Origin of the sequence: Pseudomonas sp. FW300-N2F2 (assembly GCF_017351655.1) — a bacterium.
GTDB lineage: Bacteria > Pseudomonadota > Gammaproteobacteria > Pseudomonadales > Pseudomonadaceae > Aquipseudomonas > Aquipseudomonas fluorescens_AA.
In genome coordinates this window covers 170,366-193,140 of the sequence record NZ_JACNDQ010000004.1, presented here as the reverse complement: position 1 = coordinate 193,140, position 22,775 = coordinate 170,366, and the positions used below count along the sequence as shown (strand labels likewise).

Sequence of the window (22,775 nt, the reverse complement as noted above, 5' to 3'; positions counted from 1 at the left end):
TCAAGATTTCAATGCTTCGGCAAGTTTCGCGATTTTGCCGCGAATCGAGCCATCGATAACCAGGTCGCCGGCGCGGATGACAACGCCCCCAATCAGGGACTTGTCTTCCTCGACTTGCAGGCGCACTTCCCGGTTGAGTCGTGCACTGAGAACCTTGGCGAGTTTGTCTTGCTGTTCTTGGTTCAATGCGAAAGCACTGGTGACTTCCACGTCTACCGATTTCTCTTGCTCGGCCTTGTACAGGTCGAAAAGAGCGGCGATCTCCGGCAGAAGCGGGAGACGGTCGTTTTCGGCAACGACATGGATGAAATTCTGTGCCTTGGCATCGAACTTGTCGCCGCACACGTCAATGAACGTGGCGGCCTTTTCTGCGCTCGTCAGTCGCGGGGCCTTGAGCACGCGCTGCATGGTGCCGTCTTGCGACACCGCTGCTGCCAGGCCGAGCATGGCTGACCAATTGGCCAGTTGCTGGTGGGCCTGAGCGTGCTCGAAGGCCGCCTTAGCGTAAGGTCGGGCCAACGTGGTCAGTTCTGCCATGATCGCCCTCGCTTAGATTTCAGCAGCCAGTTTGTTTACCAGCTCTGCGTGCGCGTTTTGATCGATTGTGGCACCCAGGATCTTCGAAGCACCGCCAACGGCCAGAGCACCCACTTGGGCACGCAGCGCGTCTTTGACACTGTTGAGTTCCTGTTCGATCTCGGCTTGAGCCTGAGCCTTCACACGGTCAGCTTCGACGCGAGCCTGTTCACGGGCTTCGTCGACAATCTGGGTACCGCGTTTCTTGGCTTGCTCGATGATTTCAGCTGCCTGAGCTTTCGCTTCGCGCAGTTGCTGACCCACTTTCTCATGGGCCAACTCCAGGTCGCGAGCTGCACGGCTGGCAGCGTCCAGACCATCAGCGATCTTCTTTTGACGTTCGTGCAATGCCGCAATGACCGGAGGCCATACGAACTTCATGCAGAACAGTACAAAAATCAGGAACGCAACGGACTGGCCAATCAGGGTCGCATTAATGTTCACGCCAACACCTCGCAGTTACGTTGTCCATCACACCAATCTACTCGAGACATCCGAGTAATTAGCCAGCGATTTGACCAACGAACGGGTTCGCAAAGGTGAAGAACAGCGCGATACCAACACCGATCATGGTCACGGCGTCGAGCAGACCGGCCACGATGAACATTTTGACTTGCAGCATTGGAACCATTTCTGGCTGACGCGCTGCGCCTTCCAGGAACTTGCCGCCCAACAGGCCGAAACCAATTGCGGTACCCAGTGCGCCCAGGCCGATCAACAGTGCAACAGCGATAGCGGTTAGACCAACTACAGTTTCCATCTTTCCTCCCGACTTTTACGTCGTATGGTTTAGGTTTTTTAGATTAAAGCGGTAAAACAAATCGTTTCTCAGCCCGGTTCGGGCTCCTTCCCGTTTGACCGGGAAGGACATCAGACTAGTCGAGACTGGCCTTAATGGTTTTCTTCGTGCGCCATCGACAGGTAGACGATGGTCAGCATCATGAAGATGAACGCCTGCAGGGTGATGATCAGGATGTGGAACACAGCCCACGCCCACTGCAGAACTACACCCAGGCCGCTGAGCCACAGCAGGCCGCTGCCGAACATCACAGCGATCAGGATGAACACCAGTTCGCCGGCATACATGTTGCCGAACAGACGCAGTGCCAGGGAAATCGGCTTGGCGATCAGGGTCACGAATTCCAACAGGAAGTTCACCGGAATCAGCAGGGCCTGAACGAGGATGTTCTTGCTGCCGAACGGGTGCAGGGTCAGTTCGCCGATGAAGCCGCCGATGCCCTTGACCTTGATGCTATAGAAAATGATCAGTGCGAAAACCGAGAACGCCATGCCCAGGGTCGCGTTCGGGTCGGTGGTCGACACGGCGCGGAAGGGGATGTGTGCATCGCCGGAGATCAGGATGGCCAGCTGAGGAATCCAGTCGACCGGTACCAGGTCGATGGCGTTCATCAGGAACACCCAGACGAAGATGGTCAGTGCCAGCGGTGCGATCACCGGGCTGCGGCCATGGAAGCTGTCTTTCACGCTGCCATCGACGAATTCGACCAGTACTTCAACGAAGTTCTGCAGTGCACCTGGTTGACCGGAGGTCGCCTTCTTCGCCGCCATGCGGAAAAGAAGAACGAAAATCAGGCCCAGTGCGACCGACCAGCCGAGGGTATCGACGTGGAAAGCCCAGAAGCCCATTTCCTTGGCTTCTGCTGCGGTGTGGGCAAAGCCCCAGCCGCCGTTGGGTAGCTGACCGAAGGTCAGGTTCTGCAAGTGGTGCTGGATATAGCCCGAAGCGGTTGTCTCTGCCATGGTTGCCTCAAACGCCCTAAGGTCTCGAAAGTCTTGTTCTCATTAGCAGGGGAGCGAACCAGCTGACCAGTTGGGTCAGCACGAAGACGCCGAATACAGCCAGCGGCGCCAATGGCTTCACACCTGCGAACGTCAGTGCAAACAGCACTGCCGTCAAAATCAGTTTCCCCGCCTCGCCGGCATAAAAAGACCGGACGATAGCCTGGGCTGCTCGGGCGCCGGAAAACCGAAAAGCCCTGTGAGCGAAGTAAATATTGGGAAGCAAGGCTATCAGGCCTCCGCAAAGGCCTGAGTATCCGGCGACGACTCCTTTCCATTGCCAGAGCGCCAATGTGGCGATCAGTACGACGGTGAATTGAGCCATCAGAACCGGGAAAACTGCCAGACGATGGAACGGCAAGCGGTTTGGCGTGCGGGTTTCCATCGCTTTTGCTCTCCAATAGTCGGCCGCCATAATTCAATAACTTGGCATAATTTGTGCCGACAAAATGCGCGCAGAGTATAGGGGCGGTTCTGCCCCTATTCAACTGTCAGGTAGTGATTTCCGACTGCGCGCTACAAGAGCAATTGTTTCAGCGAATGTGTGCAAGGACACCTTGCAACTCATCGAGGGAGTTATAACCGATCACCAATTGGCCCTTGCCCTTCTTCCCGTGGCGAATCTGCACCGCAGAGCCCAGGCGCTCGGCCAGGCGTTGTTCGAGGCGGGCGATATCCGGGTCGGTCTTGGGTGCCTCGACAGGTGCCGGTTTGCCACTGAGCCACTGGCGAACCAGTGCCTCGGTTTGGCGCACGGTGAGGCCTCGTGCGACAACATGTCGCGCCCCTTCAACCTGTTGATTTTCCGGCAAACCGAGCAATGCACGGGCATGGCCCATTTCCAGGTCGCCATGGGACAGCATGGTCTTGATGACTTCCGGCAACGCAATCAGGCGCAGCAGGTTGGCCACGGTCACGCGGGACTTGCCCACCGCCTCGGCAACCTGTTGCTGGGTCAGCTGGAATTCCTGCTGCAAGCGCTGCAGGGCCACGGCTTCCTCGATCGGGTTGAGGTCTTCACGCTGGATGTTCTCGATCAGCGCCATGGCGATGGCCGTTTCATCCGGCACATCGCGGACCATCGCCGGGATGGTTTCCTGGCCGGCCTGCTGGCTGGCGCGCCAGCGACGTTCGCCGGCGATGATCTCGAAGCGTCCATTGGCGATCGGCCGGACCACGATCGGCTGCATCACGCCCTGGCTCTTGATCGATTGGGCCAATTCTTCCAGCGCCTGCGGGTCCATGTCCCGACGCGGCTGGTATTTGCCACGCTGGATCAGGTCCAGGGGCAAGTGCTGCAGCTCGCGCTGGTCGGCCTGTACGGCCTGTTCTTCCAGCGAGCTGACAGTCGGACCGCTGAGCAGTGCATCCAGTCCACGTCCGAGACCTCGTTTCTTGACGGCCATGGGGTTTCCTTAAGTTGGCTGGGCTGCAGCGGTGCGTGGGTTGCGGCGCTGACGACGAACCATCTCGCCCGCCAGGGCCAGGTAAGCCAGCGCACCACGGGATTGTTTGTCGTAGGCCAGGGCCGGCATGCCGTAGCTCGGCGCTTCGGCCAGACGGATGTTACGGGGGATGACGGTGTCGTAGAGCTGCTCGCCGAAATGTTCCTTGAGCTGGGCCGAGACATCGTTCATCAGGCTCAGGCGCGGGTCGTACATGGTCCGCAACAGCCCTTCGACCTTCAGGTCCGGGTTCAACAGTTCGGCGATGCGCTTGATGTTATCCACAAGGTCGCTCAACCCTTCCAGGGCGAAGTACTCGCACTGCATGGGGATAATGACCCCATCGGCGGCCACCAAGGCGTTGAGGGTCAGCATCGACAGCGACGGCGGGCAGTCGATCAGGATGTAATCGTAGTTTTCCCGGATCGGCGCCAAGGCGCTGCGCAGGCGGCTTTCCTTCATCTGCATTTCCAGCAGCACCACTTCGGCCGCCGTCAGGTCACGGTTGGCCGGCAGCAGTTGATAACCGCCATGTTCGGAGAAGTGCATGGCCTGGCCCAGATCGCATTCGCCGATCAGGACGTCGTAGATGGAGTTTTCCAGGCCATGTTTATCCACACCGCTGCCCATGGTGGCGTTGCCCTGTGGATCGAGATCGATCAACAGCACCCGGCGCTTGGTCGCGACCAGGGATGCTGCGAGGTTGATGCAGGTGGTGGTCTTGCCCACACCACCTTTCTGGTTCGCTATCGCGAATACCTTAGCCATTCTTGCTTGTGTTCCCAATCATGCCGTGCGGCGCAGTATCAGCAGATGGCGTTGGCCTTGGCAACCGGGTACGGCCAAGGCGTGTTCGCTATCGAGGTGGAAGTCTGCCGGCAATGCTACCAGCTCATCGGCCGGATGAACGCCCTTCATTGCCAGCCAGCGCGTATCGGCGTCGCCCAGGTGGCGAGTCCAGTTGCTGAAGTTCTCCATGCTGCTGAACGCCCGGGAGATGATCCCGTTGAACGGCTCGGCAGGCTGGAACGCTTCGACGCGGCTGTGGATAACTTGCAGGTTATCCAGTTTGAGTTCGAGTTTGACCTGGGTCAGGAAGCGGGTTTTCTTGCCGTTGCTGTCCAGGCAGGTCACTTGCGAGTCGGGAAACAGGATCGCCAGCGGAATGCCCGGCATGCCACCGCCACTGCCAACGTCCAGCCAACGACCGTTTTCGATGAAGGACATCACGCTGAGGCTGTCGAGCAAATGCCGCGAGACCATTTCATCCGGATCGCGCACGGCGGTCAGGTTGTAGGCCTTGTTCCATTTGATCAACAGCGCCAGATAACCCAGCAATTGCGCGTGCTGGGCTTCGGTCAGGCTGACGCCGAGTTCACGGGCACCTGTGGATAACTCTTCAGCGTGTTGCGAGGTGACCATCGAACTCAAGCGCTTTGCTCCAACTGGCGGCCCGCGCCGCGTTTTTTCAAATGAATCATCAACAGGGAAATCGCCGCCGGCGTGACGCCGGGAATGCGCGAGGCCTGGCCCAGGGTCTCTGGACGGGTCGCACCGAGCTTGCTCTGGATTTCTTTCGACAACCCGGAAATGCCGGTGTAATCGATATCCACAGGCAGCTTGGTGTCTTCGCTGGCGCGCAGGCGGGCGATTTCATCCTGCTGGCGGTCGATGTAACCGGCGTACTTGGTCTTGATCTCGACCTGTTCGGCCACCTGCGGATCTTCCGCGCCCTGGCCGGTCACTTCCACCAGCCCGACATAATCGATTTCCGGACGGCTCAAGAGGTTGAGCAGGTTGTATTCGTGGGTCAGCGGCGTACCGAATTTCGCCGCGATGGCATCGCCCTGCTCGGTACCGGGACGAACCCAAGTGCTTTTCAGGCGCTGCTCTTCCAGCTCGATACGCTCGCGTTTCGTGCAGAAAGCGGCCCAGCGCACGTCATCCACCAGACCCAGCTCGCGACCTTTCTCGGTCAGGCGCAGGTCGGCGTTGTCTTCACGCAGGATCAGGCGATATTCGGCGCGGGAGGTGAACATCCGATACGGTTCCTGGGTACCCAGGGTAATCAGGTCGTCCACCAGCACACCGATGTATGCCTCATCGCGGCGCGGGCACCAGCTGTCTTTGCCCTGGGCCCGCAGTGCCGCGTTGGCACCGGCCAACAACCCTTGGGCGCCGGCCTCTTCGTAACCGGTGGTGCCGTTGATCTGCCCGGCGAAGAACAGGCCGCCGATGACTTTGGTTTCCAGGCTGTACTTCAGGTCTCGCGGGTCGAAATAGTCGTATTCGATGGCGTAGCCGGGGCGAACGATGTGGGCGTTTTCCATGCCGCGAATCGATTGCACGATCTGCAGTTGCACATCGAACGGCAGGGAGGTGGAGATCCCGTTCGGGTACAGCTCGTGGGTCGTCAGGCCTTCGGGCTCGATGAAGACCTGGTGGCTTTCCTTGTCGGCAAAGCGATGGATCTTGTCTTCGATCGACGGGCAATAACGTGGGCCGATGCCTTCGATTTCACCGGCAGCGGAATACATCGGCGAACGATCGAGGTTCGCCGCAATGATTTCATGGGTGCGGGCATTGGTGTGGGTGATCCAGCAACTGACTTGCCGTGGATGCTGTTCCTTGTTGCCCATGAACGACATTACCGGGATCGGTGTATCGCCAGGCTGCTCGGTCATCACCGAGAAATCCACAGACCGACCGTCGATACGCGGTGGCGTACCGGTTTTCAAGCGCCCGACACGCAATGGCAGCTCACGCAAACGGTGAGCCAGAGCGATCGACGGCGGATCACCCGCGCGCCCGCCGGAAAAGTTCTGCAAACCAATGTGGATAAGTCCGCCGAGGAAGGTCCCGGTGGTCAACACCACGGAATCGGCGAAGAAACGCAGGCCCATCTGCGTCACGACACCGCGTACCTGATCCTGCTCGACGATCAGGTCATCGGCCGCTTGTTGAAATATCCACAGGTTCGGCTGGTTTTCCAGGATTTCGCGGACAGCGGCCTTGTACAGGATGCGATCGGCCTGGACGCGAGTAGCGCGCACGGCTGGGCCTTTGCGGCTGTTCAATACGCGAAACTGGATCCCCCCCTTATCGGTGGCCATGGCCATCGCGCCCCCAAGGGCATCGATCTCCTTGACCAGGTGGCTTTTGCCAATGCCACCAATGGCAGGGTTGCAGCTCATGGCGCCGAGGGTTTCCACGTTATGCGTCAGCAACAGGGTTTTTGCCCCCATGCGCGCTGATGCAAGTGCTGCCTCGGTACCGGCATGACCGCCGCCGATGACGATCACTTCAAAACGGGAAGGGAAATCCACCACGCACCTCGTGCCTGCTTTATTCAGGTAATTCGGAAATAGGTTTTGAGTCTGGCCCTGGGCGTTTTTCGAGCCAGGTCGGCAAGTATAGGGACTTCATCCTTTCTAAAGAACCCTTTGCACAAAATTTAACCAGCTGTGGAGAACTCGCGGTTAAAAAAATAAAAAAGAAAGAAATTTATAAAATCTTTGTTTTTATGTTTATTCTTACTGCCCCACCTATCTGTGGATAACGTTCTATAGGCCTTTATTTACCTCGTGTACAGAGATTAAAAACCCTGTGGTCATGTGGCATTGAGGGGCTTGGATAACCGGTGTAAGCCTGTGGATGAATGAGGTGGTTATCCACAGAGGCGGTTATCTTCAGTTTTGAAGGCCGCTTATCAACCGACCTCAATGGCAGTTATTCACAGGGCTTAATCCACAGAAAACTGCCGCTACGGGTCGCATCAGCGCCCACAGGCAAGCCGCCATCAGGGGCAATCGGTTCAAAAAAAGAGAGGGGGAACCGGGTTTGCGTTGCGCTCGTCAGATTGTCGAGGACAAACCCGGTTGCAAAGGAGGGGCTATTTACCGATGCAAAAGCTGGAAAAGATCCGCCCCAGCAAGTCATCGGAGCTGAAGGCGCCGGTAATTTCCCCAAGGGACTGTTGCGCCTGGCGCAGGTCTTCGGCCAACAACTCACCAGCCCCCGCCAAGGTCAACTGCGCGCGACCGTGTTCCAGGGCGGCACTGGCATGCCACAACGCTTCAAGGTGCCGCCGGCGGGCGCTGAAGCTGCTTTCCGAGGTCTGCTCGTAGCCCATGCAGGCTTTGAGGTGCTCGCGCAGCAGTTCCAGGCCTTCGCCTGCCGACTTCGCGCTCAGGCTGATGGTCACGTGCCCGTCATCGCTGACTTGCAGGGCAATCGATTCCCCAGTCAGGTCGGCCTTGTTGCGAATCAGGGTGACTTTCGCGGGATCCGGGCGGACCTCGAGGAACTCCGGCCACAACGCAAACGGATCGTCCGCTTCCGGTGCGGTGGCATCGACCACCAGCAACACACGATCGGCCTCGCCAATAGCTTTCAGTGCCCGCTCAACCCCGATCTTTTCCACATGATCGTCGGTGTCGCGCAAACCGGCTGTATCCACCACGTGCAGCGGCATGCCGTCGATGTGGATATGTTCACGAAGGATGTCCCGGGTGGTGCCGGCGATCTCGGTGACGATCGCCGCCTCGCGGCCGGCCAGGGCATTCAATAGGCTGGATTTGCCGGCATTCGGTCGGCCAGCGATCACCACGGTCATCCCATCGCGCAACAAGGCACCCTGCCCGGCTTCGCGCAGTACTGTGGATAACTCATCGCGCACTTTATCGAGCATGCTCAGCACGTGGCCATCGGCGAGGAAGTCGATTTCCTCTTCCGGGAAGTCGATCGCGGCCTCGACGTAGATCCGCAGGCCGATCAATTGCTCGGTGAGGTTATGCACACGCTGGGAAAACGCTCCCTGCAAGGAACGTAACGCGTTGCGCGCAGCCTGTGCAGAACTGGCTTCGATCAAATCGGCAATCGCTTCAGCCTGGGCCAGGTCGAGCTTGTCGTTGAGGAACGCCCGTTCGCTGAATTCCCCCGGCCGGGCCAGTCGACAACCCAATTCCAGGCAGCGCTTGAGCAGCATGTCCAGTACGATGGGGCCGCCATGTCCCTGCAGTTCCAGTACGTCTTCGCCGGTGAACGAGTTTGGCCCCGGGAAATACAAGGCCAGCCCTTCGTCGAGCACCTGCTGGTCATCACTGAAAAACGGGCCGTAATGGGCGAACCGCGGCTTGAGTTCACGACCGCTGATAGCCTTGGCCGCGGCACTGGCCAAGGGTCCCGAAATACGGACGATGCCGACACCGCCGCGACCTTGGGCGGTGGCAACGGCGGCGATGGTTTCACGCGGTGCGCTCATAAACCGGTATCCAGACAAAAGTGGCAGATAGCAAAACGCCCCACTAGGGGGCGTTTTGTGTGGTTATCCACAGAGCAAGTTACGCCTCGGCTTTTTTGGTCGCCGCTTCGATCTTACGCGTGATGTACCACTGCTGAGTGATGGACAACACGTTGTTCACAACCCAGTACAGCACAAGACCCGCCGGGAACCACAGGAAGAAGAAGGTGAAGATGATTGGCATCATTTTCATGACCTTCGCCTGCATCGGGTCCGGAGGCGTCGGGTTCAGTTGCTGCTGGATGAACATGGTCGCGCCCATGATGATCGGCAGGATGAAGAACGGATCCTTGATCGACAGGTCGGTAATCCACAGCATGAACGGTGCCTGGCGCATCTCCACGCTTTCCAGCAACACCCAGTACAGCGACAGGAACACTGGCATCTGCACAAGAATCGGCAAGCATCCACCCAGCGGGTTGATCTTCTCTTTCTTGTACAGCTCCATCATGGCCTGGGACATTTTCTGCCGGTCATCGCCATGCTGTTCTTTCAGGGCGGCCAGTTTCGGCGCCACTGCACGCATGCGCGCCATGGATTTGTAACTGGCGGCCGACAATGGGAAGAAGATCCCCTTGATCAGCATGGTCAGGAAAATGATCGACCAGCCCCAGTTACCGACGATGCTGTGGATATGTTGCAGCAGCCAGAAGATCGGCTGGGCAATGAACCACAGGAAACCGTAGTCCACGGTCAGTTCCAGGCCTGGGGACAACTCTTTCAGCACCGCCTGGCTTTTTGGACCGGCATACAGAATGGCGCTGGTTTCGGCTTTCGCACCTGGCGCGGCAGTCAATGTCGGGCCGGTGTAACCGATGATGAAGTTGCCCTTGCTGTCTTTACGCGTCTGGACAACGTTGCTGTCGCCCTTCTGCGGGATCCAGGCCGTTACAAAATAGTGCTGCAGCCAGGCAACCCAGCCACCTTGTACGGTTTCCTTGAGCTGGCCCTTGTCCATGTCCTTCATGGACACTTTCTTGTACGGCTCCGAACTTGTCCACAGGGCGGCGCCCAGGTAAGTCGCGGTGCCGGTGGCGGTGCTGGAGGAAGGATCGTCGCTGGCGTCACGCTTGAGTTGCGCGAACATCGCGCCAGACCAAGGCTGGGCGCTCTGGTTGTCGATCAGGTAGGAAACGGTGACGTCATACAGGCCACGTTTCAGGGTGAAACGCTTGATGTAATTGACGCCGTCCTTGCTGAACTTCAGGTCCACGACCAATTGGTCCTGACCGTCAGCCAGTTGATAAGTCTTCTTCTCGGCAGAGTAGACCGGGCGACCGGCCGGGTTCGAATCCGGGCCGTTGCTACCAATCAGGCCACTTTGGGCCAGATAGGTGCGCTCGTTACCGTTGTCGAACAACTGGAACGGGATGTCCGGATGATCCTGGCGACGCGGGTACAGCGGCAGCTTCAGCTGGGCGACGTCACCACCTTGTGGATCGATTGCCAGCTCGAGCACGTCCGTCTTGACCTGGATGAGATCTTTGCTTGCGGCCACAGGGGCTTCGGCAGGAGCGCTGGTATCGCTTGCCGCGCGTGGGATGTCGTCATTGTTGGCAGCGTTGTTGCCAACGGGAGCATCCGGCAGGCTCGGTGCGGTATTGCTGGCTGCAACATTCTGAGTCGGCAGGGCAGCCTGGCCATAGTCCTGGTTCCATTTAAGGACCATGACGTAGGACACGATTGCCAGGGCGACGATCAGGATCGTGCGTTTGATATCCATGATTACTCGGCCATCGAAGAAGAACGGGAGGTAGGGATAGGCGGAACCGGGTCATAACCGCCGGGATTCCACGGATGACAGCGACCTAAACGACGAAAGGTCAGCCAGCCTCCGCGCAAGAGGCCATGATTTTCTATGGCTTCGTACGCGTAGCAGGAACAACTGGGGTAGAAACGACAGTGATTGGCCATCAAAGGACTAATGGCATAGCGATAAAACTGGATCGGAACGAGTGCCAGTTTACGCATCGGGACTGTCTACCCCTACAGTTTCGGTGTTGACCGCTGGTACTGGCTTGTTGCGTGCCAGACGTTTCCAGAGCTTGCCGAAATGCTGAATCAATTCGGGGTTTTCTACGTCACCCAAACCTTTGCGCGCGACGATAACGATGTCCCATCCAACCAGTGAATCCTGGTTCAGGCGAAACGATTCGCGCATCAGACGTTTGAGGCGATTGCGCTGAACGGAGAGCTTGACGCTCTTTTTCCCGATAACCAGCCCTAGTCGGGGGTGATCGAGATCGTTACTGCGCGCAAGGAGCAGGAGATTTTTCCCCGGAACCTTGCCGGTAGGGGAGTCAAAGACTGCCTTGAAATGCCGGGGTGTAAGCAGACGCTTTTCCCGACTGAAGTCCTGACTCACCTCCAGTGCCGGATTATCAAACTGCCAGACGCGCACGACCTTTGGCGCGACGACGCGACAGGACGGCACGACCGTTCTTGGTAGCCATGCGAGCACGGAAACCGTGGGTACGAGCGCGTTTGATAGTGCTTGGTTGGAAAGTACGTTTCATGTCGTGTTACCTGGTTCGTCCACAACGGGCCGGAATGGCCCCCGTTTTAAGAGACCGGGGATTCTAGAGAAAGCAAGCCTCTAGGTCAATTTCCAACCAGCGTTTCCTTTAAATAGATATCCAGCCGCGTTCGGCCGATTCATCACACAGCGCTAGATATAGAAATAAAGAAGGGAATTATTTAAAGCTTTTCTGTAAAGCTTATAAAAGCAAGGTCGCCACCTGTCTGTGGATAACCACGCCGAGGCCTTGTAATTCGCCATGTACAGAGAATGACAACTACAGGGGAAAGCAGTGGCCAGCCTGTGCTGCGCTGTCGGATAAGCTGTGGGTGGAATGGCTGGTTATCCACAGGGCGGTTATCCACCGAGTTTCGCCCCCACTTGTGCAACGACCTCAGGCACGGTTATCCACAGAGCTTATCCACCGACCGTCGGTCGTCTTTCTCTCGGTTAACGCATTGATAAATCATGGGCAATGAGCAACCTGCGTGTGGATAAGTGCACGTCTGCTCGCTACAATGGCCGCTTGTTTTTGCCTCACCGGCTTTCAACTTAGGGGATATCCGTGTCAGTGGAACTTTGGCAGCAGTGCGTGGAGCTTTTGCGCGATGAGCTGCCTGCCCAACAATTCAACACTTGGATCCGTCCACTACAGGTCGAAGCCGAAGGCGACGAGTTGCGTGTCTATGCACCGAACCGTTTCGTTCTCGACTGGGTCAACGAAAAGTACCTGGGCCGGGTCATGGAACTGCTCGACGAGCACGGCAATGGCATGGCGCCTGCGTTGTCCTTATTAATAGGCAGCAAACGCAGTTCGGCACCCCGCGCCGCGCCCAATGCGCCGCTGGCCGCCGCGGCGTCACAGGCCCAGCAGGCTGCCCCGGCCCCTGTGAACAACCATGCCGCCCCGGCGCCCGCGCCTGCCCCGAGCAAACGCAACACGCAAAAAGTCGCCGAAGTCAGCGAAGAGCCTTCCCGGGACAGCTTCGACCCCATGGCCGGTGCCAGCTCCCAGCAGGCTCCGGTGCGGGCCGAACAGCGCACGGTCCAGGTCGAAGGCGCGCTCAAGCACACCAGCTACCTGAACCGGACCTTTACCTTCGAGAATTTCGTCGAAGGTAAATCCAACCAGCTGGCCCGCGCGGCGGCCTGGCAGGTCGCGGACAACCCCAAGCACGGTTACAACCCGCTCTTCCTTTATGGCGGCGTTGGCTTGGGTAAGACCCACTTGATGCACGCCGTGGGCAACCACCTATTAAAGAAGAACCCGAATGCCAAGGTCGTGTACCTGCATTCCGAGCGTTTCGTGGCCGACATGGTCAAGGCGCTGCAACTGAACGCCATCAACGAGTTCAAGCGCTTCTACCGTTCGGTGGACGCTTTGCTGATCGACGACATTCAGTTCTTCGCCCGCAAGGAACGTTCCCAGGAAGAGTTTTTCCACACCTTCAACGCATTGCTTGAAGGCGGGCAGCAGGTCATTCTCACCAGTGACCGCTACCCGAAAGAGATCGAAGGCCTCGAGGAACGCCTCAAGTCGCGTTTCGGCTGGGGCCTGACGGTGGCCGTCGAGCCGCCGGAGCTGGAGACTCGGGTCGCGATCCTGATGAAGAAGGCCGACCAGGCCAAGGTCGAGCTGCCTCACGACGCGGCATTCTTCATCGCCCAGCGTATCCGCTCGAACGTGCGTGAGCTCGAAGGTGCCCTCAAGCGGGTGATCGCCCATTCGCACTTCATGGGCCGCGATATCACCATCGAGTTGATTCGCGAATCCTTGAAGGACCTGTTGGCGCTCCAGGACAAATTGGTTTCTGTGGATAACATTCAGCGAACGGTTGCTGAATACTACAAAATCAAGATCTCCGACCTGCTGTCCAAACGCCGTTCGCGTTCGGTGGCACGTCCGCGCCAGGTGGCCATGGCCTTGTCCAAGGAACTGACCAACCACAGCCTGCCGGAAATCGGCGATGTGTTTGGCGGACGCGACCACACCACCGTGCTGCACGCGTGCCGCAAGATCAACGAACTTAAGGAATCCGACGCGGACATCCGCGAGGACTACAAGAACCTGCTGCGTACACTGACCACTTGATGACCACCAGCGCAGCTTATTAAGGCAAGGGACTAGACCATGCATTTCACCATTCAACGCGAAGCCCTGTTGAAACCCCTGCAACTGGTCGCAGGCGTCGTCGAACGCCGCCAGACCTTGCCGGTACTTTCCAACGTGCTGCTGGTTGTCGAAGGCCAGCAATTGTCGCTGACCGGTACCGACCTGGAAGTCGAGCTGGTCGGTCGTGTGCAACTTGAGGAACCGGCCGATCCGGGTTCCATCACCGTGCCGGCGCGCAAGCTGATGGACATCTGCAAGAGCCTGCCCAACGACGCGCTGATCGACATCAAGGTCGATGAGCAGAAGCTCGTGGTCAAGGCCGGTCGCAGCCGCTTCACCTTGTCCACCCTGCCCGCCAACGATTTCCCGACCGTTGAAGAAGGCCCGGGTTCGCTGACCTGCAGCCTGGATCAGAGCAAATTGCGTCGCTTGATCGAACGCACCAGTTTCGCCATGGCCCAGCAGGACGTGCGTTATTACCTCAACGGCATGCTCCTGGAAGTATCGGCCGGCGTTATCCGCGCCGTCGCCACCGACGGTCACCGTCTGGCGATGTGCTCGATGCAGGCCGATATCGGTCAGCCGGATCGCCACCAGGTAATCGTGCCGCGTAAAGGTATCCTGGAGCTGGCCCGCCTGCTGACCGAGCCCGACGGCAACGTCAGCATCGTGTTGGGCCAGCACCACATCCGCGCCACCACCGGTGAGTTCACCTTCACGTCGAAGCTGGTAGACGGCAAGTTCCCAGACTACGAGCGCGTGCTGCCAAAAGGCGGTGACAAGCTGGTCCTGGGCGATCGCCAGGCCCTGCGCGAAGCCTTCAGCCGTACCGCGATCCTGTCCAACGAGAAGTACCGTGGCATTCGTCTGCAACTGGCCAACGGGCAGTTGAAGATCCAGGCGAACAACCCGGAGCAGGAAGAGGCGGAAGAAGAAGTAGGCGTTGAGTACAACGGTGGCTCCCTGGAAATCGGCTTCAACGTCAGCTACCTGCTCGACGTGCTGGGCGTGATGACCACCGAGCAAGTGCGTCTGATCCTGTCTGACTCCAACAGCAGTGCGCTGGTGCAAGAGTCCGATAACGACGATTCGGCTTACGTCGTCATGCCGATGCGTCTGTAATCATGCCCAGCAGAAGCTAGATGTCCTTAAGTCGCGTCTCGGTCACCGCGGTGCGCAATCTGCACCCGGTGACCTTCTCCCCTTCCCCCCGCATCAATATCCTTTACGGCGCCAACGGCAGCGGCAAAACCAGCGTCCTGGAGGCCGTGCACCTGCTCGGGCTTGCCCGTTCGTTCCGCAGCACCCGGCTGTTACCGGTCATCCAGTACGATCAACTGGCGTGTACGGTGTTCGGGCAGGTGGAACTGGCGGAAGGTGGCCATAGCGCCCTGGGGATCTCGCGGGACCGGCAAGGGGAGTTCCAGATTCGCATCGATGGACAGAACGCTCGCAGCGCCGCGCAGCTGGCCGAGATCCTGCCGTTGCAGCTGATCAACCCGGACAGCTTCCGCCTTTTGGAAGGCGCGCCGAAGATTCGCCGGCAATTTCTCGACTGGGGCGTGTTCCACGTGGAACCGCGCTTCATGACGACTTGGCAGCGCTTGCAGAAGGCGCTGCGCCAGAGAAACTCTTGGCTGCGACATGGTACACTTGACGCCGTTTCGCAAGCGGTTTGGGACAGGGAACTGTGCCAGGCCAGCGCTGAAATCGATGAATACCGCCGCGCTTACATCAAAGCCTTGAAACCGGTCTTCGAGCAGACCTTGAGCGAACTGGTTGAGCTTGAGGGCCTGACGCTCAGCTATTACCGAGGCTGGGACAAGGATCGGGAACTGAGCACCGTGCTGGCTGGCTCGCTGCAGCGGGACCAGCAGATGGGCCATACCCAGGCTGGACCACAACGCGCTGACTTGCGCCTCAGATTGGGCGCACATAACGCCGCGGACATCTTGTCCCGGGGGCAGCAGAAGCTAGTGGTGTGTGCCTTGCGTATCGCCCAGGGGCATCTGGTCAGCCAGGCCCGGCGCGGTCAGTGTATTTATCTGGTGGATGACTTGCCGTCCGAGCTGGACGAAGCCCACCGCCGCGCGTTGTGCCGCTTGCTGGAAGACTTACGCTGCCAGGTGTTCATCACCTGTGTAGACCACGAATTATTGAGGGAAGGCTGGCAGACGGAAACGCCAGTCGCCCTGTTCCACGTGGAACAGGGCCGTATCACCCAGACCCACGACCATCGGGAGTGAAGGCATTGAGCGAAGAAAATACGTACGACTCAACGAGCATTAAAGTGCTGAAAGGCCTGGATGCCGTACGCAAACGTCCCGGTATGTACATTGGTGACACCGACGATGGCAGCGGTCTGCACCACATGGTGTTCGAGGTGGTCGACAACTCCATCGACGAAGCCCTCGCCGGCCATTGCGACGACATCAGCATCATCATCCACCCGGATGAGTCCATCACCGTTCGCGACAACGGCCGTGGCATCCCGGTAGACGTGCACAAAGAGGAAGGTGTTTCCGCCGCCGAGGTCATCATGACCGTCCTCCACGCTGGCGGTAAGTTCGACGATAACTCCTACAAGGTCTCCGGCGGTCTGCACGGCGTAGGTGTATCGGTGGTGAACGCGCTGTCCGAACAGCTGGTTCTCACGGTGCGCCGCAGTGGCAAGATCTGGGAACAGACCTACGTCCATGGCGTGCCTCAGGCACCCATGGCGATCGTTGGTGACAGCGAGTCCACCGGCACCCAGATTCACTTCAAGGCGTCTAGCGAAACCTTCAAGAATATCCACTTCAGCTGGGACATCCTGGCCAAGCGGATTCGCGAACTGTCCTTCCTCAACTCCGGTGTCGGCATCGTCCTCAAGGACGAGCGCAGTGGCAAGGAAGAGCTGTTCAAGTATGAAGGTGGCCTGCGGGCGTTCGTTGAGTACCTGAACACCAACAAGACCCCGGTCAACCAGGTGTTCCACTTCAACATCCAGCGTGAAGACGGCATCGGCGTGGAAATCGCCCTGCAGTGGAACGACAGCTTCAACGAGAACCTGTTGTGCTTCACCAACAACATTCCGCAGCGCGACGGCGGTACCCACCTGGTGGGCTTCCGTTCGGCGCTGACCCGTAACCTGAACAACTACATCGAACAGGAAGGCCTGGCGAAGAAGCATAAAGTCGCCACTACTGGTGACGATGCCCGCGAAGGCCTGACAGCGATCATTTCGGTGAAGGTGCCGGATCCGAAGTTCAGCTCCCAGACTAAAGACAAGCTGGTGTCTTCCGAAGTGAAGACCGCGGTCGAACAGGAAATGGGCAAGTACTTCTCCGACTTCCTGTTGGAGAACCCGAACGAAGCCAAGCTGGTGGTCGGCAAGATGATCGACGCCGCCCGTGCCCGTGAAGCCGCGCGCAAGGCCCGTGAGATGACCCGCCGCAAAGGCGCGCTGGACATCGCCGGCCTGCCGGGCAAATTGGCCGACTGCCAGGAAAAGGACCCTGCCCTGTCCGAGCTGTACCTGGTGGAAGGTGACTCTGCTGGCGGTTCCGCCAAGCAGGGCCGTAACCGTCGCACCCAGGCCATCCTGCCGCTCAAGGGCAAGATCCTCAACGTCGAGAAGGCGCGCTTCGACAAGATGATTTCCTCCCAGGAAGTCGGCACCTTGATCACCGCGCTGGGCTGCGGCATTGGCCGCGAAGAGTACAACATCGACAAGTTGCGCTATCACAACATCATCATCATGACCGATGCTGACGTCGACGGTTCGCACATCCGCACCCTGCTGCTGACGTTCTTCTTCCGTCAGTTGCCGGAGCTGATCGAGCGCGGCTACATCTACATCGCCCAGCCGCCGCTGTACAAGGTCAAGAAAGGCAAGCAAGAGCAATACATCAAAGACGACGACGCCATGGAAGAGTACATGACGCAGTCGGCCCTGGAAGACGCGAGCCTGCACCTGAACGAAGACGCCCCGGGTATTTCCGGTGAAGCCCTCGAGCGCCTGGTCAACGACTTCCGCCTGGTGATGAAGACCCTCAAGCGCCTGTCGCGCCTGTACCCACAGGAACTGACCGAGCACTTCATCTACCTGCCAGCCGTGAGCCTGGAGCAACTGTCCGATCACGCCGCGATGCAGGATTGGCTGGCCCAGTACGAAGTACGCCTGCGCACCGTCGAAAAATCCGGCCTGGTCTACAAAGCCAGCCTGCGCGAAGACCGTGAGCGTAACGTCTGGCTGCCGGAGGTCGAACTGATCTCCCACGGCCTGTCGAACTACGTCACCTTCAACCGCGACTTCTTCGGCAGCAACGACTACAAGACCGTCGTATCCCTTGGCGCGCAACTGAGCACGCTGCTGGACGAAGGTGCGTACATCCAACGAGGTGAACGCAAGAAAGCCGTGACCGAGTTCAAGGAAGCCCTTGAATGGCTGATGGCGGAAAGCACCAAGCGCCACACCATCCAGCGATACAAAGGTCTGGGTGAAATGAACCCGGATCAGCTGTGGGAAACCACCATGGACCCAAGCTCGCGCCGGATGCTGAAAGTCACCATCGAAGACGCCATTGGCGCGGACCAGATCTTCAACACCCTGATGGGTGATGCGGTCGAGCCTCGTCGTGACTTCATCGAGAGCAATGCGTTGGCAGTGTCCAACCTGGATTTCTGATCCTTCTGCAGCACCTGCTCCAGCAAAAAAGCCAACGCACATGCGTTGGCTTTTTTTTACGCTGGAAAATACCCACTCCTTCTAAGACCCACCGGTCAAAAACGGTGTAACTGGGTAACACCCTGGCATAAAGCCTTCATTGTCAAAGGGTTAGGAATTGGATGAAGGCCCCGGATACCGGGGACCTTGGATTTCCTGGCGCAAAACTTGCGTGTTTAATAACTTACACATCGTTTTTTTAAATTTACAGAAAGCGATGGGTCGAGGTGGTACGAATAAATCCAAATGCCAAGGGTAGTCTCAATGAGCGGTACGCAAACTTCCGATAATCTGGCGCAAGGGCTAAAGCCCCGTCATGTGACGATGCTTTCCATAGCCGGTGTGATTGGCGCCGGTCTGTTCGTCGGCTCCGGCCATGCGATCGCAGCGGCCGGTCCGGCCGTGCTGTTGGCCTACGCTGCCGCAGGTGCCTTGGTGGTGCTGGTGATGCGGATGCTGGGCGAAATGGCGGTGGCGTCGCCGGACACGGGTTCCTTCTCGACGTATGCGGACCGGGCGATTGGTCATTGGGCGGGCTTCACCATCGGCTGGCTCTACTGGTGGTTCTGGGTCCTGGTGATTCCGCTGGAGGCCAACGCTGCTGCAACGATCCTGCACGCCTGGTTCCCGAACGTGGCCATCTGGGTCTTCACGTTGGTCATCACCCTGCTGCTGACGGTCACCAACCTGTTCAGTGTGAAGAATTACGGAGAGTTCGAATTCTGGTTCGCCCTGGTCAAGGTGGTGGCGATCATCGGCTTCATCGGGCTGGGTCTGATGGCGATATTCGGTTTTCTGCCAACCAGCCAGGTCAGCGGTGTTTCGCACCTGTTCGACACTCAGGGCTTCCTGCCCAATGGCATGGGCGCGGTGCTGGGGGCGATCCTGACCACCATGTTTTCGTTCATGGGCACCGAGATCGTGACCATCGCCGCGGCCGAATCGAAGAACCCTGGCCAGCAGATTTCCAAGGCAACCAACTCGGTGATCTGGCGGATTGGTTTGTTCTATCTCGTCTCCATTTTCATCGTCGTCGCGCTGGTGCCATGGAACGACCCGCTCCTGGCCAGTGTTGGCTCCTACCAGACGGTGCTGGAGCGCATGGGCATCCCCAATGCCAAGCTGATCGTCGATATCGTGGTCCTGGTGGCGGTCACCAGTTGCCTGAACTCGGCGCTGTACACGGCTTCGCGCATGATGTTCTCGTTGGGCAAGCGCGGTGATGCGCCGGCCGTTTCCCAGCGCACCAACAAGAGCGGCACGCCTCACTGGGCGGTGATGTTGTCGACCGGTGCGGCCTTTTTGGCGGTGTTCGCCAACTACGTGGCACCGGCGGCGGTCTTCGAATTCCTGCTGGCCAGCTCTGGCGCCATTGCGTTGCTGGTGTACCTGGTCATCGCGATTTCGCAGCTGCGTATGCGCAAACAACGCATGGCTCGTGGGGAAAAAATCGCATTCAGCATGTGGCTGTTTCCCGGCCTGACCTACGCGGTGATTATCTTCATCGTCGGCGCCTTGACCATCATGCTGTTCCAGGAAGCCCATCGTGTGGAAATCCTCGCGACCGGTCTGCTGAGTGTCTTGGTGGTGATATCCGGCGTGCTGATACAGCGTCGTCGGATCGCAAAAGCAGGAAGCTTGGTACCGACGATCGGGTGATATCCATTGTGTGGCGAGAGAGCTTGCTCCCGCTTGAGTGCTAAGCGCTCACAAAAGGGGCTGCTGCGCAGCCCAGCGGGAGCAAGCTCCCTCGCCACAGATGCCATTCAATATGAGCAGTCGGTTCCCTAACTGGCCACCGACGCCTCACTCCCCGCCACCACACTCTCCAACCGATACCCATACCCGTAGATCGTCAGCAACTGCCAACCCCGATCCGCCGTCAGCCCGAGCTTGTTGCGCAGGCGATAGATATGGGTGTCGAGCGGGCGGGACGAGGTCATTTCCTCGTGGGTCCAGAAGCGTTCGTAGAAGTATTCCCGGGACAGCGGCCGGCCCAGGTTGGCGAACAGGCACCGGGCCAGGCGGTATTCCCGTTCGGTCAGGCTGATGGGGATGCCGGCACGGGTGATGGTCAGCTCGGCGTCGTCGAACGCCAGGTCGTTGAACACCAGCACGTCGCTGGCGGGCGCGCGTTGCAGGTTGTGGCGACGCAGCACGGCAGTGACCCGGGCCTTGAGCTCGTTGGGCCTGAAGGGTTTGCTCACGTAGTCGTCGGCGCCGGCGTTGAGGGCCTGGACGATGTCGTGCTCGCCGTCGCGGCTGGTCAGCATGATGGCGGCCGGTGGCGAATCCATGTGCTCGCGGGTCCAGCGCAGCAATGAAAGCCCGCTGATATCGGGCAGTTGCCAGTCGAGGATCAACAAGTCGAAGGTTTCCCGCCGCAGTTGCCGCAACAAGTCTTCCCCACGTTCGAAACTGTGCAGGGTCCAGGCTTGCTCGCCTCTGCCGGGGATTTGTTGCAGCGTCTGTTCTACCCGGCGCAACTCGGCCGGTTCATCGTCCAGTATGGCGACACGCATGGAATGCGATTCCTTGATCTCGAGAGTAACGGACATCTGCAGGTGGCAATGAAAGGCAGCCAGTGGCTGATTCATTGACCTGTCGCTGGCTGCGACAATACCGGCTCGCGACACAGAGGGAAAGGCAGCAGCGCGCCACCCATCGAGTCCGTTATAGTCGTGGGCTTTCAAGCCTGTCGACTTACGCAGGCCAGTGAAGATATCCACAGTCCTTGAGTTCGGCCAGGAGGCCTATGAGTAACCAGCGTCGCCGTGAAAGTCGTGAACCAACCCAGGTTCAGCGGTTGTTTCGACAGTTGGTGCGGGAGTGGTTGTGGATAAGTCTGCTGCTGTTGCCGCTGACGGCCTTGCTGTCATTGAGCAGTCAATCCACAGGTGACCATTCAGGCGCCGCGTTGTTGTCGGTGTGCCTGGTGGGTTGCGTATTGGGCTTGCTGTTGTTGCGCCCGCGCCTGGCCCTGTGGACAACGGTAGGTGGTATGAGCCTGGCCCTGTTGATCAGCGCCATGCTGGGCGCGCGGGGTTGGTGGTGGTCGCCGATGGCTAGTGTGCTGGGGATCATGTTCGGCTACCTGATCTGGAACTGGCGACGGCTGAGCGTGGTATTGGCCTATTTCGGTTGGGAGCTGGCACGCCTGGACGCGGAGCCCAAAGTGTTCCCGGAGCGTCGTCGCGCCTCCTACACCGGCAGCGACCGTTTGCAGGGCCAGATCATGGCCCTGGAACAAGCCATGAGCCGAACCCGCGACACCCGGCGCTTCATTGCCGACGGCCTGGAATACTTGCCAGTGGCAACCATGATCAGCGATCCCCAAGGCAAGCTGTTGCTGGGTAACCGAAAGGCGCGCGAGCTGTTCGGCCATGGCCTGGCGGGCGGCGATGTGCTGGAGCACCTTGGGCAATTGGGGTATCCGGGGCTGGAGCACGGGGCGCATCACCGGTTATCCACATTGCCCTTGGTGGAGTTTCGCGACATTCGCGAGCGCAGCTTGCGCCTGGAGCGGGCTGCACTGTTGCCGGTGGATGGCGATGCGCCGATTGGCTGGTTGCTGAGCCTCACGGACCTGAGCGCCGAACGTGAGGCGGAAGAACAGCGCAGTGTCATGCTGCGGTTCCTCTCCCATGACTTGCGCGCCCCTCACTCGGCGATCCTTGCGCTGCTCGATGTGCAGCGGCATCAGGCGGGTGGCGATCATCCGCTGTTCGACCAGATCGAGCGCCAGGTACGGCGCGCCCTGGACCTGACCGAGGGTTTCGTACAGCTGGCCAAGGCCGAGTCCCAGGCCTATCAGTTCCAGCCGACGCTGTTCGCCATGCTGGTGTTGGACGTGCTCGATCAGGCGCTGCCCATCGCCCAGGCAAAGCGTATCCAGTTGGTTCACGAAATAGAGGATGAAGACGCGATGGTGAGGGCGGATCAATCGTTGTTGACCCGTGCCCTGTTCAATCTGCTGGAAAATGCCATCAAGTACAGCCCGCCCGATGCCTGCATTTCCCTGCAGGTGCATTGCGTGTCGGGTTGGTTGATCTGCAATGTTGCTGACCAAGGAAAAGGCATCAGCGCTGAAGAACTGCCGGACCTGTTCAGTCAGTACCGGCGGTTTTCCTCGGCCCACGGGGTCGATGGAATTGGCCTGGGATTATCGATGGTCAAGGCCGTGGTCGACCATCACGAGGGGAAAATCGAATGTCGTAGCGTGGTGGGTAAAGGCACGACGTTCAGCTTGCGCTTCCCGTTATTGGAAGATTGAAAGATCGCAGCCTTCGGCAGCTCCTACAGGACGTTTCCAA

At 58.8% G+C, this 22,775-nt stretch carries 21 protein-coding genes and 1 pseudogene; 7 read left to right on the top strand and 15 right to left on the bottom strand.

The genetic code is table 11. The features are described 5' to 3' along the window. The 14 genes from J4E63_RS27545 to rpmH form a co-directional block, all read right to left on the bottom strand. Window positions 1–537 carry a F0F1 ATP synthase subunit delta gene (locus J4E63_RS27545; RefSeq protein WP_060739913.1) on the bottom strand — a complete coding sequence of 179 codons (537 nt, stop codon included), beginning with the start codon at window positions 535–537 and terminating at the stop codon, window positions 1–3. 12 nt (window positions 538–549) lie between these two features. Next, window positions 550–1,020, bottom strand: a complete 471-nt coding sequence (locus tag J4E63_RS27540) for a F0F1 ATP synthase subunit B (RefSeq protein WP_047230097.1) — start codon at window positions 1,018–1,020, stop codon at window positions 550–552. Between the two features lie 58 nt (window positions 1,021–1,078). Then, window positions 1,079–1,336 (bottom strand): F0F1 ATP synthase subunit C, encoded by a 258-nt coding sequence (gene atpE, locus J4E63_RS27535; protein ID WP_003097235.1) that lies wholly within the window; start codon window positions 1,334–1,336, stop codon window positions 1,079–1,081. Window positions 1,337–1,467: 131 nt separating this feature from the next. Next, on the bottom strand, window positions 1,468–2,337 hold the full coding sequence (atpB, locus tag J4E63_RS27530; protein ID WP_039593180.1) for a F0F1 ATP synthase subunit A: 870 nt from the start codon (window positions 2,335–2,337) through the stop codon (window positions 1,468–1,470). A 16-nt stretch (window positions 2,338–2,353) separates the two neighbouring features. Beyond that, entirely contained in the window at window positions 2,354–2,761 is a 408-nt protein-coding gene (locus tag J4E63_RS27525; protein ID WP_053126821.1) for a F0F1 ATP synthase subunit I, read from the bottom strand. 148 nt (window positions 2,762–2,909) lie between these two features. Next, a complete protein-coding gene (locus J4E63_RS27520) occupies window positions 2,910–3,782 on the bottom strand; it encodes a ParB/RepB/Spo0J family partition protein (protein ID WP_003187197.1) in 873 nt (290 codons plus the stop codon). A gap of 9 nt (window positions 3,783–3,791) precedes the next feature. Beyond that, window positions 3,792–4,589, bottom strand: a complete 798-nt coding sequence (locus tag J4E63_RS27515) for a ParA family protein (protein ID WP_003207100.1) — start codon at window positions 4,587–4,589, stop codon at window positions 3,792–3,794. 18 nt (window positions 4,590–4,607) lie between these two features. Further along, complete coding sequence (rsmG, locus tag J4E63_RS27510; protein WP_192261863.1) at window positions 4,608–5,243, bottom strand: 16S rRNA (guanine(527)-N(7))-methyltransferase RsmG; 636 nt, start codon at window positions 5,241–5,243, stop codon at window positions 4,608–4,610. Window positions 5,244–5,248: 5 nt separating this feature from the next. Continuing rightward, window positions 5,249–7,147 carry a tRNA uridine-5-carboxymethylaminomethyl(34) synthesis enzyme MnmG gene (gene mnmG, locus J4E63_RS27505; RefSeq protein ID WP_207283894.1) on the bottom strand — a complete coding sequence of 633 codons (1,899 nt, stop codon included), beginning with the start codon at window positions 7,145–7,147 and terminating at the stop codon, window positions 5,249–5,251. 566 nt (window positions 7,148–7,713) lie between these two features. Beyond that, entirely contained in the window at window positions 7,714–9,084 is a 1,371-nt protein-coding gene (mnmE, locus tag J4E63_RS27500) for a tRNA uridine-5-carboxymethylaminomethyl(34) synthesis GTPase MnmE (RefSeq protein ID WP_207283893.1), read from the bottom strand. 79 nt (window positions 9,085–9,163) lie between these two features. Then, a complete protein-coding gene (gene yidC, locus J4E63_RS27495; RefSeq protein WP_060739908.1) occupies window positions 9,164–10,846 on the bottom strand; it encodes a membrane protein insertase YidC in 1,683 nt (560 codons plus the stop codon). Between the two features lie 2 nt (window positions 10,847–10,848). Beyond that, window positions 10,849–11,094, bottom strand: coding sequence for a membrane protein insertion efficiency factor YidD (gene yidD / locus J4E63_RS27490; protein ID WP_080921994.1), 246 nt, complete (start codon window positions 11,092–11,094; stop codon window positions 10,849–10,851). Then, entirely contained in the window at window positions 11,087–11,488 is a 402-nt protein-coding gene (gene rnpA, locus J4E63_RS27485) for a ribonuclease P protein component (protein WP_003207107.1), read from the bottom strand. Before rnpA ends, yidD begins: the two co-directional genes overlap by 8 nt. A gap of 16 nt (window positions 11,489–11,504) precedes the next feature. Continuing rightward, window positions 11,505–11,639, bottom strand: a complete 135-nt coding sequence (rpmH, locus tag J4E63_RS27480) for a 50S ribosomal protein L34 (RefSeq protein ID WP_003213577.1) — start codon at window positions 11,637–11,639, stop codon at window positions 11,505–11,507. Between the two features lie 567 nt (window positions 11,640–12,206). On the opposite strand from rpmH, the gene dnaA reads away from it, so the two are divergent. The 5 genes from dnaA to gabP all read left to right on the top strand — a co-directional run bounded on the left by dnaA (window position 12,207) and on the right by gabP (window position 20,121). Then, window positions 12,207–13,733, top strand: coding sequence for a chromosomal replication initiator protein DnaA (dnaA, locus tag J4E63_RS27475; RefSeq protein ID WP_060739907.1), 1,527 nt, complete (start codon window positions 12,207–12,209; stop codon window positions 13,731–13,733). Window positions 13,734–13,772: 39 nt separating this feature from the next. Next, the gene (gene dnaN / locus J4E63_RS27470; RefSeq protein WP_003196145.1) at window positions 13,773–14,876 is read left to right on the top strand and encodes a DNA polymerase III subunit beta; all 1,104 of its coding nucleotides are present in this window, start codon (window positions 13,773–13,775) and stop codon (window positions 14,874–14,876) included. Between the two features lie 20 nt (window positions 14,877–14,896). After that, the gene (gene recF, locus J4E63_RS27465) at window positions 14,897–16,000 is read left to right on the top strand and encodes a DNA replication/repair protein RecF (protein ID WP_003196148.1); all 1,104 of its coding nucleotides are present in this window, start codon (window positions 14,897–14,899) and stop codon (window positions 15,998–16,000) included. Between the two features lie 5 nt (window positions 16,001–16,005). Then, a complete protein-coding gene (gyrB, locus tag J4E63_RS27460) occupies window positions 16,006–18,423 on the top strand; it encodes a DNA topoisomerase (ATP-hydrolyzing) subunit B (protein ID WP_072407669.1) in 2,418 nt (805 codons plus the stop codon). 303 nt (window positions 18,424–18,726) lie between these two features. Next, window positions 18,727–20,121, top strand: a complete 1,395-nt coding sequence (gene gabP / locus J4E63_RS27455; protein ID WP_072407671.1) for a GABA permease — start codon at window positions 18,727–18,729, stop codon at window positions 20,119–20,121. A gap of 128 nt (window positions 20,122–20,249) precedes the next feature. On the opposite strand, the gene J4E63_RS27450 is transcribed toward gabP, so the two are convergent. Next, entirely contained in the window at window positions 20,250–20,984 is a 735-nt protein-coding gene (locus tag J4E63_RS27450; protein WP_103310551.1) for a response regulator transcription factor, read from the bottom strand. Window positions 20,985–21,217: 233 nt separating this feature from the next. Between J4E63_RS27450 and J4E63_RS31425 the strand changes: the two are divergent. Together J4E63_RS31425 and J4E63_RS27445 are read left to right on the top strand one after the other, a co-directional pair. Beyond that, window positions 21,218–21,349, top strand: a pseudogene (locus tag J4E63_RS31425) (hypothetical protein); the annotation flags it as partial. 114 nt (window positions 21,350–21,463) lie between these two features. Then, window positions 21,464–22,735, top strand: coding sequence for an ATP-binding protein (locus tag J4E63_RS27445; protein WP_404943349.1), 1,272 nt, complete (start codon window positions 21,464–21,466; stop codon window positions 22,733–22,735). Window positions 22,736–22,775 lie beyond the last annotated feature (40 nt).

What these genes read in the sequence shown, in the direction of transcription:
- J4E63_RS27515 (WP_003207100.1), bottom strand. Translation starts at nt 4,589, where the DNA reads ATGGCTAAGGTATTCGCGATAGCGAACCAGAAAGGTGGTGTGGGCAAG.
- gabP (WP_072407671.1), top strand. Translation starts at nt 18,727, where the DNA reads ATGAGCGGTACGCAAACTTCCGATAATCTGGCGCAAGGGCTAAAGCCC.
- J4E63_RS27445 (WP_404943349.1), top strand. Translation starts at nt 21,464, where the DNA reads ATGAGCCTGGCCCTGTTGATCAGCGCCATGCTGGGCGCGCGGGGTTGG.
- J4E63_RS27545 (WP_060739913.1), bottom strand. Translation starts at nt 537, where the DNA reads ATGGCAGAACTGACCACGTTGGCCCGACCTTACGCTAAGGCGGCCTTC.
- J4E63_RS27450 (WP_103310551.1), bottom strand. Translation starts at nt 20,984, where the DNA reads ATGCGTGTCGCCATACTGGACGATGAACCGGCCGAGTTGCGCCGGGTA.
- recF (WP_003196148.1), top strand. Translation starts at nt 14,897, where the DNA reads ATGTCCTTAAGTCGCGTCTCGGTCACCGCGGTGCGCAATCTGCACCCG.
- rpmH (WP_003213577.1), bottom strand. Translation starts at nt 11,639, where the DNA reads ATGAAACGTACTTTCCAACCAAGCACTATCAAACGCGCTCGTACCCAC.
- atpE (WP_003097235.1), bottom strand. Translation starts at nt 1,336, where the DNA reads ATGGAAACTGTAGTTGGTCTAACCGCTATCGCTGTTGCACTGTTGATC.
- yidD (WP_080921994.1), bottom strand. Translation starts at nt 11,094, where the DNA reads ATGCGTAAACTGGCACTCGTTCCGATCCAGTTTTATCGCTATGCCATT.
- rsmG (WP_192261863.1), bottom strand. Translation starts at nt 5,243, where the DNA reads ATGGTCACCTCGCAACACGCTGAAGAGTTATCCACAGGTGCCCGTGAA.
- J4E63_RS27520 (WP_003187197.1), bottom strand. Translation starts at nt 3,782, where the DNA reads ATGGCCGTCAAGAAACGAGGTCTCGGACGTGGACTGGATGCACTGCTC.
- J4E63_RS27525 (WP_053126821.1), bottom strand. Translation starts at nt 2,761, where the DNA reads ATGGAAACCCGCACGCCAAACCGCTTGCCGTTCCATCGTCTGGCAGTT.
- dnaN (WP_003196145.1), top strand. Translation starts at nt 13,773, where the DNA reads ATGCATTTCACCATTCAACGCGAAGCCCTGTTGAAACCCCTGCAACTG.
- mnmE (WP_207283893.1), bottom strand. Translation starts at nt 9,084, where the DNA reads ATGAGCGCACCGCGTGAAACCATCGCCGCCGTTGCCACCGCCCAAGGT.
- yidC (WP_060739908.1), bottom strand. Translation starts at nt 10,846, where the DNA reads ATGGATATCAAACGCACGATCCTGATCGTCGCCCTGGCAATCGTGTCC.
- atpB (WP_039593180.1), bottom strand. Translation starts at nt 2,337, where the DNA reads ATGGCAGAGACAACCGCTTCGGGCTATATCCAGCACCACTTGCAGAAC.